Annotated in this window: 8 protein-coding genes; 3 read left to right on the top strand and 5 right to left on the bottom strand. The window is 68.5% G+C overall.

From position 1 onward, the window contains the following. Positions 1–10: 10 nt before the first annotated feature. Positions 11–1,609 carry an amidase family protein gene (locus O9271_RS14535; protein ID WP_298271120.1) on the bottom strand — a complete coding sequence of 533 codons (1,599 nt, stop codon included), beginning with the start codon at positions 1,607–1,609 and terminating at the stop codon, positions 11–13. A gap of 137 nt (positions 1,610–1,746) precedes the next feature. On the opposite strand from O9271_RS14535, the gene O9271_RS14530 reads away from it, so the two are divergent. Next, on the top strand, positions 1,747–2,208 hold the full coding sequence (locus O9271_RS14530) for a RidA family protein (protein WP_298271117.1): 462 nt from the start codon (positions 1,747–1,749) through the stop codon (positions 2,206–2,208). Positions 2,209–2,263: 55 nt separating this feature from the next. Here the strand turns inward: O9271_RS14530 and O9271_RS14525 are convergent, their stop codons facing one another. Together O9271_RS14525 and O9271_RS14520 are read right to left on the bottom strand one after the other, a co-directional pair. Further along, the gene (locus O9271_RS14525; RefSeq protein ID WP_298271113.1) at positions 2,264–4,345 is read right to left on the bottom strand and encodes a S9 family peptidase; all 2,082 of its coding nucleotides are present in this window, start codon (positions 4,343–4,345) and stop codon (positions 2,264–2,266) included. Between the two features lie 125 nt (positions 4,346–4,470). After that, entirely contained in the window at positions 4,471–5,760 is a 1,290-nt protein-coding gene (locus O9271_RS14520) for a M20/M25/M40 family metallo-hydrolase (protein ID WP_298271111.1), read from the bottom strand. Between the two features lie 105 nt (positions 5,761–5,865). On the opposite strand from O9271_RS14520, the gene O9271_RS14515 reads away from it, so the two are divergent. Continuing rightward, complete coding sequence (locus O9271_RS14515; protein WP_298271108.1) at positions 5,866–8,247, top strand: DUF5916 domain-containing protein; 2,382 nt, start codon at positions 5,866–5,868, stop codon at positions 8,245–8,247. A gap of 40 nt (positions 8,248–8,287) precedes the next feature. After that, positions 8,288–10,045 carry an alpha/beta hydrolase-fold protein gene (locus O9271_RS14510; RefSeq protein ID WP_298271106.1) on the top strand — a complete coding sequence of 586 codons (1,758 nt, stop codon included), beginning with the start codon at positions 8,288–8,290 and terminating at the stop codon, positions 10,043–10,045. 116 nt (positions 10,046–10,161) lie between these two features. On the opposite strand, the gene O9271_RS14505 is transcribed toward O9271_RS14510, so the two are convergent. After that, on the bottom strand, positions 10,162–11,580 hold the full coding sequence (locus O9271_RS14505) for an amidohydrolase family protein (protein WP_298271104.1): 1,419 nt from the start codon (positions 11,578–11,580) through the stop codon (positions 10,162–10,164). Positions 11,581–11,582: 2 nt separating this feature from the next. Beyond that, entirely contained in the window at positions 11,583–14,579 is a 2,997-nt protein-coding gene (locus O9271_RS14500) for an amidohydrolase family protein (RefSeq protein ID WP_298271102.1), read from the bottom strand. Positions 14,580–14,648 lie beyond the last annotated feature (69 nt).

The following is a 14,648-nucleotide window of genomic DNA, read 5'->3' as shown; positions in this document are numbered from 1 at the left end:
CTGCACGGCCTCACCGAATGATCAGTTTCTCCCCCGGCAACGGCGGCGTGAAGCGCGGCAGGCGCCGCGCGCGCGTGCGCTGCTCGAACGCAAACCCCAGGCCAAGGAGCGTGCCCTCACTGAACGCAGGCCCGAGAAATGACACGCCAACGGGCAACTGATCCGTGGTGAAGCCGGCGGGCACCACGAGTTCGGGAAACCCCGACAGATTGGCGAGGTTGGAGCCGCTCGCGGCGCCACCACCCGGCGGTTCGGGGGGCGCGCTGATGAGATCCGGGCGACGCGAGCCGGTGGGATATACGATGGCGTTGAGCCGCTGTGATGCGAACAGCCCATCGAGCAGCGCACGGACCAGCGGCAACGCCTGCTCGCGCACCGCGGTGTACCGCGGATCGCTGAGCGTGCCGCTCGCCAGTTCGCGCTTGAAGAGCGACCAGCGCATGGCGTTGGGGCCGGCGCCGTCGGCGCGCGGCGCCACGATGCTGTCAGCGCGCGCACTCAACGCGGTCAGGGAACGCGGATACCCCGGTGACAACGTGGCCAGATACGTGGCAATCTGTGCGGCGAACTCGGGGTACCGCACCGCGCTGTAGAACTCTCCCTTGGCGTCGATGAGCCATCGTGGCAACCGCACGTCCACGATCGTCGCGCCGGCCGCCCGCATGCCGGCCAGCGCCGCTTCCGTGACCCAGTCCACCTCGGCGTCGTGCCCCATGAAGTCGCGCGCCACCCCAATGCGCGCTCCCGCCAGCGCGTTGGCCCGCAGGTGCCGCACGTACGCGGTGTCCGCTTTGCCGCGACTGCGCCAGGTCACCGTGTCGGCGTCGTCGACGCCAGCCAGCAGATCGAGGGCGACGGCGATGTCGCTCACGTGACGCGCCATGGGACCGCCGGTGTCGAAGCTGAGCGCCAGCGGAATGATGCCATCGCGGCTCAACAACCCCAGAGTAGGCTTGAGCCCCACGATGCCATTCACCGTGGAGGGTCCGCGAATGGAGCCGCCGGTGTCGGTGCCCATGCCCAGCGTCGCGAACGCGGCGGCGATGGAGGCCCCCGTACCCCCCGACGATCCGGACGGTGTACGCAGTGGATCGTGCGGATTGCGCGTCTGTCCACCCAGCGAACTGAAGGCGCTGCCGGAGGCGAACTCCGAAAGGTTGGCCTTGCCGAGAATCACCGCCCCCGCGTCGCGCAGCTTCTTCACGAGAAACGCGTCGTCGGGCGGGATCGACCCCTCGAGCAGAATCGACCCGCCAGTCGTGGGCAGGTCCTTGGTGTCGTAGTTGTCCTTGACGATGACCGGAATGCCGTGCAGCAGCGATCGCTTTCCCGTGGCGCGGCGCTCGGCGTCGAGCGCCCGTGCCTGGGCCAGCGCGCTGCGGTTCATCGCCAGCATGCTGTTGAGTCGGGGCCCCTTGTCGTCGTAGGCGGCGAGGCGCGCCAGGCTGAGCGTGACCAGTCGTTCGCTGGTCAGCGTTCCGGCATCGAGAGCCGCGGCAAGTTGCTGAATGGTGGCCGCATCGAGGTCGACCGGCTGTGCCCGCAGCCGCGGCGCGGCGGACATGCACAGCAGCAGGCCGGCGATGGCCGGAAAACGCACAGCGGGCATGGGGACTCGGGTGAGCGGGACGCGAACAACCGGCGCTGCTGTATTGTGGCGTCTGGCATCGTCGGACGTGAGAGGTACCTTCGGGGCGTGTTGGTGCCGTGGTCGGCGTTGCGCTTCCCCTCTCCGGAGTGTGTCCGATGTTCAGTCGTGTTGCTGGTGCGGTTCTGCTTGCAGGGTGGGTGGGGCTCGCGGCGCCCCTCGCGGCGCAATCCGAGCGCACGGTGCTCAACCCGCCGGGGCTCGCCCCGCTGGTCCCTGCCTACTCGGTGGCCATTCGCGAAGGCGAATGGGTGTTCGTGTCCGGCATGACCGGGATCGCGCCTGGTACTCAGGACATCGTGGGGGGCGGGATCGCGGCGCAGACACGTCAGACGATGGAGAACATCCGGGTGGCGATGGAGTCGGGCGGCGTCCGCATGGCCGATGTGGCCGAGTGCACCGTGTACCTCAAGGACATCGCCGACTACGCGGCCATGAACACGGAGTACATGAAGTTCTTCCCCAGCAATCCACCGGCGCGCGCCACGCTGGCCGTGACGGCGCTGCCGCGGCCGACCGCGCTGGTGGAGGTGAAGTGCAGTGGCCGGCGGCGACGGTAACCGCCGCCGGGTCGTTGTCTGACGGCGCGCTCTCCCGCTGCGCGTTCTTGCGGTATCAGGGTACCGTTGCGCGGTGCTTCGCGAACCACCCCACCATCGTCGTGATCTTGGCGGCCTCGTGGCTGGGATATCGCCGAATGCCGTGCGGCTCGTCGGGGACGCGCACGAGCACCGTTTCCACGCCCTGCATCTTGAGCGCCTTGTAGTACTGCTCCGACTCCGACATGGGCGTGCGGAAGTCTTCCTCGCCGGTCATGATGAGCGTGGGGGTGCGCACCTGCTTGACGACGGAGAGCAGCGAACGCTTGGCGTAGTTCTCAGGGTGGTCCCACGGGAAACCGGGGAACCAGTTGTTGACGGCCATGGACGACATGTCGGCCGTGAGCACAAAACTCTCCCAGTTGATGACCGGATAGAAAGCGAGCGCCGCGCGAAAGCGGTTCGTGCGGCCAATCATCCACGCGGTGAGGACGCCGCCGCCGCTGCCCCCCGTCACGAACAGGTTGTTCGCGTCCACATACCCCTTGGCGACCACGGCATCGACGCCACTGTTGAGGTCATCGAAGTCGTCACCGGGATAGGCGTGGTGAATGAGGTTGCCGAACTCCTCGCCGTAGCTCGTGCTGCCGCGCGGATTGGTGTACAGCACCACGTAGCCTGCTGCCGCCATGAGCTGCTTCTCTTCGTCGAAGCGGTCGCCGTAATTGGCAAAGGGGCCGCCGTGGATCTCGAGCATGAGGGGATACTTGCGGTCAGGCGCAAACCCCGGCGGCTTGATGATCCACCCCTGCACGCGGCGTCCATCCTTCGCCGATGTGTACCAGATCTCTTCCACCGCGCCGAGCGTCTTGCCGTTCAGCACGTCGTCGTTGATCGCGGTGAGCGTGCGTGGCGGCACTGTCTTGCCGCCGCGTACGGTGCCGGGTGTCACCAGCACGAGTTCGGAGGGCATGGCGGGCGTGCTTGCCGTGACTACCAGTCGGCCGTCGCGCGCCACGGAGAAGCTGCCGCCGCTGTAGGCCGAGTTCCCGTTGCCAAGGTTGCGCGCGACATACTCGAAGGCCCCGTCGAGGGAGAAGCGGGCCACCTTGGTGTTGCCTTCGTCGTCCACCTGGGCGTAGATCGTCCGGCTGTCGCTGCTCCACACGGGGGCGGACACGCTCCGGTCGAGCCGTGCCGAAAGCACGCGCATGCCCGAGCCGTCGCGCGCCATGAGGTGCAACTGCGTGTTCTGGTAGCCCTGCTTGCGATCGTCGAAGCTGGTGTAGGCAATCCAGCGGCCATCGGGCGAGACGGCCGGGCTTTGGTCGGGCCCGAAGCGCTGGGTGAGGCGGCGCACCTCGCCACTCGCCACGGTGAAGGCAAAGAGGTCGGTCTCGCGGGCATTCCACTCCGGGTTGTCACCGCGCCGCGCGGCCATGAGCAGCTCCGCACCGTCGGCGCTCCACGTGACCGCGCCGCCACCGTACACATTGCCCCCGTGGTGGTAGTCGCCGCGGGTCACCTGGCGCGGCGTTCCGCCATCGGCGGGAATCACGAAGGCATGCACGAAGCCCGTTGGCAGCTCACCGATCTGGTCCTGCCGAAAGACGAGACGGTCGGTGTACTTGGGCGGCGCGGCCCACGTGGCGCCCGGCGGCGGCGTGAGTGGTGTCCCGATGACCAGCGGCGGCGTGCGCACCAGCTGCAGGAACGCCAGCTGTCGCCCGTCGGGCGACCACGCGGGGGCACTGGGCGCTTCCGCCCCGTGCGTGAGCGGCAGCTCGTCACCGCGATCCATCCATCGCACCCACAGCTGCGGCGTCCCGCCGCGGGTGGAGATGAAGGCGAGGCGTGACCCGTCGGGTGACCACACGGGGGCGCTTTCGGTCGTGCGGCCGGTGGTGAGCGGCCGGTGTCCGGTGCCATCGCTGCGCACGATCCAGAGATTGCCGTATCGGCGGTCGGTGGCGCGATCACTCCAGCGACGCACGTACACGATCCACTCGCCGTCCGGCGAAATGGCCGGTTCCGCAACGTACTCGAGGTCGAAGAGGTCGCCGGGGGTCAGCGTGCGCGGCTGCGCCGCAGCGGGTCGTGGCGCGAACGCGAGCGAGGCGGTGAGCAGTCCGGCGACCAGCGCGCGGAGGTGGCGCATGTGGATACCCTGGGAAATGAATGGAACTCGACGAGGAAGCCACGGCCGATGGGGCTGGCGACTTCCTCCGGGAACGATACGGTCATGTGTCCGCTGGTGTCGCGGCGGCGATCCGGTAAAGACGCTCAGCTGCCCGCGTCGCCCAGCACCACCGCCAGCAGCAGCACGTGCTTGGCGGTCCGCACCATGGCGGGGATGTCGGCGAACTCGCCAGGCTGGCCGCGCGCGCCCCCGCGTTCGCCACCCAGACCAATGGCGAGCGAGCCGCCGCCGATGGGCACGTTGAGGTTGGCGGAGCCGGCATTCCCCAGTCGCGGCGACAGCCCCAGCGCCTGCGCAATGGCCGTCGAGGCGCGCACCAGCAACGACGTGTCGGCGCCGGCGATCTGCCCGCCCGGCGTGCGGCTCACCGGCTGCAGGCTGAGCGACAGCCCGGTCTCCCGCGCCACCTCCGCCATGATGCGCTGCACCTCGGCTTCAGTGCGGGCAATCACCCCCGCGTCGAGCGAGCGGATATCCACCGAGAACCAGCCGCTGTCGGGCTTGTGGTTGAACACGGCGCCGCTCTGCAGCATGGCCACGTTGAGAATGGTGCGCTGCGGATTGTCACTCGCGGGCGGCTGCGGCAGCGACAGGATGCGATCCACCGCACGGCCAATGGCCTGGTTCACGTTGGGCGTGCCCCCGCCCAGCGAGTGGCCGCCGGGCCCCCGGGCGACCACGCGCCACCAGTGGATGCCCAGCGCCCCGTAGGTAATGGAGCGGCCGTCGCCCAGGATATCCACGAACGCCAGCGCCGACGCGCGATACCGGGCATACAACGCCTTCATCCCCACCAGTCCGGTTTCTTCCTGCGCCACGGCGGCAAAAACGAGGTCGTGCTGCGGCCGGCGCCCCGTGGCCAGGTAAGCCTGGGCCGCCGCGAGCATCGCCTCGGTCGTGGCCGACGTGTTGGTCCCCGGCCCCACCACGCGGTTGCCCTCCACCCGTGGCGGTGTGCCCGCCGCGCGCTGCAGCGCCGGAATGGAGCCCAGATCGTCGAGCGTGGAGACGAACACGATGGCGCGCCCCGATCGCCCGGGAATGCGCGCCACCACGTTGGGGAGGCTGTCGAGCTGCACCTCCGGCATCCCCATCGCGCGCAGGCGCCGGGCCACCTCGGCCGCCCGCTCGTGTTCGCGCCCCGAGGGCGATTCGATGGCCCCCAGCGCTGCCAGCCCGGCGGCCATGCCCGGCGCCCCGGCGTCGAGTGCCGCCAGCGCCCGTGTCACCCCGGGGTCGCGCAGAGCGGCGTCCACGGGCGCCACCCGCACCGGGGGGGCTGCGGGGGTACTCCCCTGTGCCGCCGCGGCATCCGTCTGGAGGAACAGGGCGGCCACCAGGCCGCCGGCAAGTGCAGAACGAAGTCGGGTCATGGGACAGATCATGCACGACCGACGCGCCGACTGTCCAAGGATTCTGACGTTCTAAAAAACGGAAAAAGGCAACGTTGGGGTTCGGGGGGGCGTTAACATCCCACAATGCTTCCGGTCCTGCTGGCGCTGATCCAACAACTGAACGGCCCCGCGACCGCCCCCGCTGCGCCGGCGCCAGACCCCACGCCGGTCGTCGCGCGCTCGTTCTCGGGGCGCGCCCGCGAGCTGTCGGCGCAGGCGCCTCGGCTGCGCGAGTCCGTGACCATCGACGGGACGCTCTCCGAGCCGGTCTGGAAGCAGGCCACCGTGCTGACCGACTTCACGTCGTACAGCCCGGTGGACGGCCGCCCGGCCCAGGACAACACCGAGGTGCGCGTCTGGTATGCCGAGGATGCCCTGTACGTGGCGATCCGCGCCTGGGCACCGCCGGGCACGGTGCGCGCCACGTTGGCCGAACGCGACCGCATTGGCAGTGAGGACTGGGTGGCTCTGCATCTGGACACCTTCCTCGACCGGAGGCGCTCGTTCGTCTTCGCGGTGAACGCGTACGGGGTGCAGGCCGATGGTATGCGTAGCGATGTGTCGGCGGGGCCCGGCGTGTCGCGCGCGTCGCTGCAGGCGGTCGATCTGTCGCAGGACTACGTGTGGCAATCCAAGGGACAGTTGCTCGACGACGGATTCGTGGTGGAGCTGCGCATTCCCTTCAAGTCCATCCGGTACCAGATGGGCAATACGCAGGACTGGGGCGTGCAGGTCGTGCGCCAGACGCAGCGCACCGGGTATCAGGACACCTGGGCGCCCACGTCCCGGGCCTTGCAGGCGTTCACGCCGCAGAGCGGGTTCCTGCGCGGGCTCACGGGCATGAAGCGGGGACTGGTGCTCGACCTCACCCCCACCTCGGTCACCTCCACCACGGGCGCGCCGGCCGCTGGCGCCGCACCCGAGTCGTGGCGCTACGGGACCCGCGGGGAGTTCGGTGGCGACGTGCGGTGGGGGATTACCTCCAACTTCACCGTCAACGCCACCGCCAATCCCGACTTTTCCCAGGTAGAGACCGACGTCGGGCAGATTCCGGGCGACGTGCGCTTCGCGCTCTTCTTCCCGGAACTGCGTCCCTTCTTCGTGGAAGGGAGCGAGCAGTTCGACGCCCCCAACCGCCTCGTCAACACGCGCGCCATCGTGCAACCGCTCGGCGCGCTCAAGCTCACGGGGAAGATTCCGCGTACCGACGTGGGGCTGCTGTCGGCCATCGACGCGCCGACCAGCGGCAGCGATGGCACGACGAGCCCGCGCTTCAACATCGTGCGGTTGCGCCGCGATCTTGGGGAGCAGAGCACCGCCGGCATCGTCTTCACCGATCGCAGCGAAGGGGCGCGCTTCAACCGCGTGGCCGGTTTCGACACCCGCCTGCAGTTCGCCAAGGTGTACAGCGCCGACATTCGCTTCGCGGCCAGCATGACCCGCGACAGCAGCACGCGCACCGGGTCGCTCTGGGAAGTGAGCCACGGGCGCACCGGGCGCGGCTACGGCTACCGCTACAACCTGCAGGGGTTCAGCCCCGAGTTCGAAACACAAACCGGGTTCGTCAACCGCGTGGATTTCGTGCGCGCCCAGGTGAACCAGCGCTTCACCATGTTCGGCGCCAAGGGTGGCTGGTGGGATCAGCGGCAGCACTTCGTGAGCGCGAGTTCGTTGTGGAATTACAATGGATTCGCCAGCCGCGATACGCCGCTTGAGGCGCGCGTGTCGCTCGACAACTCCATGACCATTCGCGGCGGCTGGCGGGTGAGCGTCACCCCCGATCTGCAGCGGGTCGCCTTCGATCCGCGGCGCTACGCCTCGTACGCCGTACTAGGAGCCAATGGCCGGGACACGCTGCGCTTCACCCCCAGCGGTGCGCAGATCACCAGCAACACGGCCCTGGCGGTGAATACCCCGCAGTGGCGCAAGGCGGGCGCCAGTCTCACCGCCACGATGGGCACCGAACCGGAGTTCTTCGAGACATCCACCGTGCGGCGACGCGAAGTGGAGGCACAGGTGGATCTGCGTCCATCCTCGCAGGTGCGCGTGGGAGCGCTGCTGCGCTATCAGCGGTTTGTTCGGGAGCGTGACGGTTCGGTGTTCAGCACGCAGGTCGTGCCGCGGTTGCGACTCGAGTATCAGTTCTCTCGCGCCCTCTTCCTGCGCTTCATCGGGCAGGTGGAATCACGCGATCGCACGGCGCTGCGCGACCCGCGCACCGAACAGCCGCTCTTCCGCCGGTCATCCACCGGCGCGCTCACGGCGCAGGGGGCGCGCAAGTCGTTCCTCGGGCGCGCGGACTGGCTGGTGAGTTATCTGCCGAGCCCAGGCACCGTGGTCTTCTTTGGGTACGGCACCGCCGTCGATGCCTCCGACACCATGCGCCCCGGCGATATCGAGCGTACCAGCGACGGCGCCTTCGTGAAGTTCAGCTATCTCTTCCGGGTGCGGAACTCGGCGCCGTAACGTCAGGGCGGCAAACGCCATGCGGGTGCATCTTTTCCGCATGCGTCCCCTTCGCTCTGCCCTGCTCAGCCGCCGCGCAGTCCGGCGGCTTCCCGTCGCGCTGCCCGCCTTACTTCCCGCCGTGCTTGCAGCGGTGCGAGCCTCGACACTGGCCTCGTTGCTGGCCCTCGCGCCGTCGTCGCGGGCCGCCGCGCAAACGGTCACGCTCACGCTGCCGGCCGGGAGCAGCGCCGCGCCGGTCACGGGGCGCGCCTTCGTGTTTGTGGCGCGCACCGACCGCGCCGAGCCGCGCCTGCAGGCGGGAGCACGCCGCGCCAGCGAACCGTTCTTCGGCGTGGATGTGGAGCAGCTGGCTCCCGGGCGTAGCGTGCGCATCGGCCCCGAGGTGCCGGGTTTCCCGGTGGCATCGCTGGGTCAGCTGCCGCCCGGTGAGTACTACGTGCAGGGGCTGCTGCTGCCGTATACGCAGTTCGCGCGCGCCGACGGCCACACCATATGGGCGCACATGGATCAGTGGGAAGGGCAGCGCTTCAACGACGCCCCGGGCTCGTTCGTCAGCGCCGTACAGAAGGTGCGCATCGACGCGGCCACGCACCTCGCGCTGCCGCTGGTGCGTACGCTACCGCCCGTGCCCAGAATCGCCGACACCGAGTGGGTGCAGCGGTTCCGCATCACCTCCAAGCGGGTGAGCGCCTTCTGGCGTCATGACATGCCGCTGGGCGCGGTGGTGCTGCTCCCCAAGGGGTACGCCCAGAATCCCGGCAAGCGCTACCCGGTGGTGTACACGGTGGGGCACTTCAGCGAGCGCGCGCCCTTCGGCTTCACCTTCGACGGCTGTGATCGTCCCGAGGCGCCAGCCGCACGCGCCGCGCGTCTGGCCCGCAGCGCGCGCGAGCCGGGATGCGAGTTCCAACAGGCGTGGACGAGTGGCCGCGTACCCGAATTCATTGCGGTATTCATTCAGCACCCCACGCCCTTCTACGACGACAGCTACGTTCTCAATTCGGCCAACAACGGCCCGTATGGCGACGCCATCACGCAGGAGCTCATCCCTGAGGTTGACCGTCGCTATCGCACGATTCCCAGTGCGTACGCGCGCACGCTCACCGGTGGCTCCACCGGTGGGTGGGATGTGCTGGCGCTGCAGATTCACTATCCCGGCGTCTTCGGGGGTGCCTGGTCGCTGTATCCTGATCAGGTGGACTTTCGCCACTACCAGTTCGGCAACGTGTACGCCGACTCCAACGCTTACGCGGTGCGCGACAACGCGTGGCTGCCACCCCGGGAGATTCCTGCCAACCGCACGCCGGAAGGGCTCACCGAACTCACCATGCGCGAGGAGAACGCGGCGGAGGCGGTGATCGCCAGCAAGGGGCGTTCGGGCGGGCAATGGGATGGCTGGCAGGCGGCGTGGGCGCCCGTGGGCACCGATGGCTACCCCAAGCCGCTCTGGGACAAGCGCACCGGGGTCCTCGACCACCGTGTGGCCGAATCAATGCGCGCCAGAGGCTACGATCTGCGCGACTACCTCGAGCGCCACTGGTCCACCGTGGGGCCGCAGCTGGTGGGCAAGCTGCATGTCGCCGTGGGGGACATGGACAACTACTTCCTCAACCTCGCCGTCTACAAGCTCGAAGCGTTTCTCGAGAGCACGAAGGAGCCGGGGAAGGGGCCATACTACGCCGGCCGCTTCGACTACGGCCGCCCGCTCAAGCCGCACGGATGGCAGCCGTGGAGCAACCAGGAGCTGCTGCGCCTTATGGCCGAGCAGGTCCAGCGCCATGCCCCCCGCCCCTAGTCGCACGAACGACGGCTGAGGAGGGGGAACCGGTCCGCTACGCTGGCTGCCGCACCCGTGTGGTCACGCGCTCCCTGCCGAGTCCCCGGACGGGGCTGGAGAAGCGCACCACGACATCAGCTGGCGATTTTCTTCTTCTGCTGGTTGATCTTCTCCAGGTACTTCTTGAAGAACTGCTTCTGGATGTCGTTCATGTCGATCTCGCGCCCCTGGATATACGACTGAATGATGTTGGTCGTCATGTCCAGCGGCGTCCCGGTGGTGATCACCAGCGTCGCTTCCTTGCCCACCTCGAGGGATCCCACCTTGTCCGCCACCCCCATGAACTCGGCGGCATTGATGGTCACCGCCTTGAGCGCTTCCTCCTCGGGGAGGCCAAACGCCACGGCCACGCCCGCATCCCATGGCAGCCGATAGCTGTACAGGGCATTCCCCTCACCGGCGATGGCGAAGCGCACCCCGGCCTTGAAGAGCGCGGCCGGGGTGGCGTAGGCCTCGTCGTAGCCGTCGTCGCTGCGCGCCGGCGCCGACATGGTGGAGGTGAGAATGACCGGCACGTTCTCCGCCTTGAGGCGCGGTGCCACCTTCACGGCGTCCCGACCGCCGCGAATGACCAGCTTCACCCCTTCCTGCCGGGCCCACGTGAGCGCGTCGTTCATCTGCGCCACACCCTCGGCTGCCACCACCACCGGCATCTCGCCGTTGAGTGCGGGGATCATGGCGGCAAAACGCGAGTCAGTGCGCACCATCTGCCCCGCCTTGATGGCGTCGCGATACGCGCGCGCCTCGCCGAAGAAATTGCGGATCTCCTCCACCTGCTCGGCGTACGTCTTGGGCGCCGGCTGCGCGCGTCCGCCCATGCCCGGCGGCGGCCCGCCGCCGAACCGCCGCGGCCGGGCGTTGGGGTCGGGCCAGTTCACGTTGAGCGCGGCGGCGCCCTTCATGCTCATCTCCTCCCACGTCCACCCTTCCAGCGAGATCGCACTGGACAGGCCGGAGATGAGTCCGCCTCCCGGTGTGGCAAAGGCCACCAGCACACCCGCATTGCGCGTGGTCCCGATGTGCCGGCTCTCCGCATTCACGGCCACCTCCGCGCGCACGTTCGGGTTGAAGTCGCCGAGTTCGTTCACGTCGTTGGACATGTCAACTGCACCGATCTCGGAGATGCCCACCGTGCTGTACGCGTCGATGAGCCCGGGATAGATGTGCTTGCCCGTGTAGTCCACCACCTTCGCGCCGCGCGGCACGGCCACCTCGGGACCACCAATGGCGGTGATCTTGCCGCGATCCATCACGATGATGCCATTGGCGATCTCGCCCTTGGTGACCGTGTGGATCGTCGCTCCCTTCAGCACCACCGGCTGGCTCTGCTCGGCCGTGGGAATGACGACCTGCGCCTCGGCCAACCGGGGCGTGATGACGGTGGCGAGCAGCCCACCCGCGACCAGCGATGCGGAGAGGGCCGCTACGCGCGCGGCAGTGTTCATGGTGTGGGCCCCGGAGCTGATCGTGAAGTGCTTCGTGATGGGATGCATGCTCAGCGGCCTCCCGGACCGCGGCCGCGCGTCGGCGCGCCGCCCGCCGCCGGGGCGTCGGTGGCGCTCGCCGCGATCACGGCCTGCAGCAGCTGCGCCCGCTGCTTCACTACCTCGTCGCGCAGCACCTTGTCCTCGTCGAGAGAGAAGTACCGGCGGCCGTCGACCCAGGTCTGCTCGGCCTTGGTGAACTGCGACAGCGGGTTGCCGTTCCAGATCACGAAGTCGGCATCCTTGCCGGACTCGAGCGAGCCGATTCGGCTGTCGATCGCGACGGCCTTGGCCGCATTGATCGTGACCGTGTTGAGCGCGTCGATCTCGTTCACGCCGCTGCGCAGCAGCTTGCCCGCCTCCCAGTTCATGCGCGTGGAGATCTCGTTGTCGTCGGAGTGCAGCGACGTGACCACGCCAGCCTCCATGAGCAGGCGCGCGTTGTAGCTGGTCGCGTCGTATGCTTCCATCTTGAACGCGCCCCAGTCGCTCCACACCACCGCGGCCACGCCCGACTTCTTCAGCTCGTCGGCAATCTTGTACGCTTCCACACCGTGCTGCAGCGTCTGCACCTTGAAACCAAACTCCTCGGTCAGGCGCACGAGCGCGAGGAATTCGTCGGCGCGATAGCCGTGTGACGACACGAGCAGCTTCCGGTTGAGAATGTCGAGCAACGCCTCCATGCGCAGATCCCTGCGCGGTGGAATGCCGGTCTTTGTCTTCTCCCAGTTCTTCCACTCTTTCTCGTAATCACGCGCGGCCATGAAATGGTCACGGATGATCTCCTGCACACCCATGCGCGTGTTCGGGTAGCGCGTCGGGCTGCGCTTCGGGTTCTCCCCCAGCGCGAACTTCACGGTGCGCGGCGCGCCCTGGATCTTGTACTCGTCGGGGAGCGAGCCCCAGCGCGTCTTCACGAACACGTTCTCGCCACCGATCGGGTTGGCGGAGCCGTGCTTGATCATGGTGGTGGTGAGGCCACCGGCGAGCTGGCGATAGAACCAGATATTGTTGTGCGTGACCACGTCGCCCATCTGCACTTCGGGGACGATCGCGAACCCACTCTCGTTGATGTCGGTGACGCCGCCATGCGTGTGCGGGTCGATGAGCCCCGGCGTGACGTGCTTGCCGGTGGCGTCGATCACCGTGGCCCCAGCGGGGGCAGTGAGCCCCTTGCCCACGCGTACGACCTTGCCCGCTTGCACGAGCAGGTCCGCATTCTCGAGTTTCCCCTGCGGACCGGACGTCCACACGGTGGCGTTGCGCACCAGCACGGCCGCCGGCCGCGCGGGCGGCGCGCTCCGTCCATACTCCATGGACGGGCGAATGAACGGCAGGTCGATCTTCGGGACCTTCACCGCGACGGCGCCGCGCGCGGGCCCCTGATAGGCTTCGGTGCGCGTGCCCTTGTAGTTCGCATCGGTGCCGGTGGGGAGCGACATCCAGCCGAAGAACTCCTCGCCACGCACCGAGCCCGAGAGCAGGACCGCGCCCTCGAGGCCCAGTTGCTCGCCGTTGAACGTCGCCTCAAGGCGGCCCGTCTCGGCAATGATGCGCACACCGGTGAGGTTCACCGGCCGGCGGCTCGGCATTTCAATGGTGCCGCGGATGCGGTTGAGCGGTCCCTCGAGGCGCAGCGTGGCGCTGCGGAAGGTGCCCTGATCCTCGGACGCGATCGTCCACGTTCCGCGCGGGTCGACCTGCGGCGCACGGGTGACGCCGTAGCGGGTACCCTGCACCCACACGTCGCGGATGGCGCCCTCCTCCGTAAAGAGATCGCCCTCGCTCACCACGAGGTTGGCCACCTTGCCCACCGCGATCGTACCGTGGGTCTTCTCGATCCCCAGGAAGCCCGCCGGTACCGTGGTGAGGGCCGCCAGCGCCCGCTCGGGCGCGAGGCCACGTGCCACGGCCACCCGCAGGTTGGGGAAGAACTGGTTGAGCGACGATAACCCGTCGGCCGTGATGGCGAACGGGATGGCGTTCGTGGCCAGCTGCGCCGGGTTGGTGGGCGCGAGGTACCAGTGCCGCAGGTCGGCCAGCGACACGTCGCTCGCCGCTTCGGGGTTCGCCACATTCGGCGCGTCCGGGAAGTTGAGCGGTACGATCAGCGGCTCCGCACGTCCCTTGAGTACGTCGACGAGACGGTACTCCTGGCCGCTGCCGCGGAACCATGGTGTGAGCTTGTACTCGCTCGCGAGCTTGAACGCGCGCAGGTACTCCTCTTCGTTGTTGGTCTGGAAGACCACCGGCTGCTGTCCCTTCACGGCCTTGCCGAGCGCCGCAAGCGCCTCGCTCGTCTCGGGCGGCAGGATGGAGCGGCCGCTCGTCTCGTAGGCGCCCCACGCGCGGCCGTACCACTCCGCGTCGAGGAGTGTCTGCTTCATGAGGGCGATCGTCCCCATGCTCGAGTTGGGGTAGGTGCCGCCGAGCGCGAAGGACCGTGAGAAGCCGACGCTCTGTGCGAGATCGGGGCGCAGCACCCGCTCGCGGACGCCGGCGTCGCCGAGATGTACGACGGAGGCGGTCCCGCGGAACAGCCCTTGACGCGGCACGGCAAGTGCCGCGCCGAAGCCGAGTGAGCGGAGCGCGGTGCGGCGGGTGGTGTCGTCCTTGAGGTTCGCTGTGGTGCTGAACCACGCACGCACCTGTGGATTCCAGTGCGTGGGGCCAACGTCGCCCCCCTGCTGCGGGGCGTCACCGCCCAGATCGGCGTGCGCATCGATGAAGCCCGGGTACACCGTAAGCCCCTTGAGCTCCCAAACCCGGGCGCCCGCCGGCGGGGCCATACCGGCCCCCACCGCCGCCACAACACCGTTGCGGATCACGATGGTCGCGTTGTCGAGGACCTGGCCCGGGGCGGTGACCACACGAGCGCCAATGAGCGCATGGAAGCCGGTCGCGTTGGCGCGCAGGCCGGCGATTGGTTCGGTGCGGGTGGCTTGCTGGGCCTCGAGAGAGCCGCCGGCTACGAGGGCCAGGCTCAACAGGGAACGGACGACTTTCACGAAGGACTCCCGAGACGGCGCCCACAGGGGCACGCCGTCAGTGGCGGAGGGGTGAAAAAGCAGCACGGC

Origin of the sequence: Gemmatimonas sp. (assembly GCF_027531815.1) — a bacterium.
In the GTDB taxonomy this organism is placed as follows: domain Bacteria; phylum Gemmatimonadota; class Gemmatimonadetes; order Gemmatimonadales; family Gemmatimonadaceae; genus Gemmatimonas.
Note: the sequence above shows the minus strand (reverse complement) of the source record. Positions and strands in the feature narration are given on the sequence as shown.

Excerpts from the sequence above, each read along its gene's own strand:
- O9271_RS14535 (WP_298271120.1), bottom strand. The coding sequence starts at position 1,609 with ATGCCCGCTGTGCGTTTTCCGGCCATCGCCGGCCTGCTGCTGTGCATG.
- O9271_RS14530 (WP_298271117.1), top strand. The coding sequence starts at position 1,747 with ATGTTCAGTCGTGTTGCTGGTGCGGTTCTGCTTGCAGGGTGGGTGGGG.
- O9271_RS14525 (WP_298271113.1), bottom strand. The coding sequence starts at position 4,345 with ATGCGCCACCTCCGCGCGCTGGTCGCCGGACTGCTCACCGCCTCGCTC.
- O9271_RS14520 (WP_298271111.1), bottom strand. The coding sequence starts at position 5,760 with ATGACCCGACTTCGTTCTGCACTTGCCGGCGGCCTGGTGGCCGCCCTG.
- O9271_RS14515 (WP_298271108.1), top strand. The coding sequence starts at position 5,866 with ATGCTTCCGGTCCTGCTGGCGCTGATCCAACAACTGAACGGCCCCGCG.
- O9271_RS14510 (WP_298271106.1), top strand. The coding sequence starts at position 8,288 with ATGCGTCCCCTTCGCTCTGCCCTGCTCAGCCGCCGCGCAGTCCGGCGG.
- O9271_RS14505 (WP_298271104.1), bottom strand. The coding sequence starts at position 11,580 with ATGCATCCCATCACGAAGCACTTCACGATCAGCTCCGGGGCCCACACC.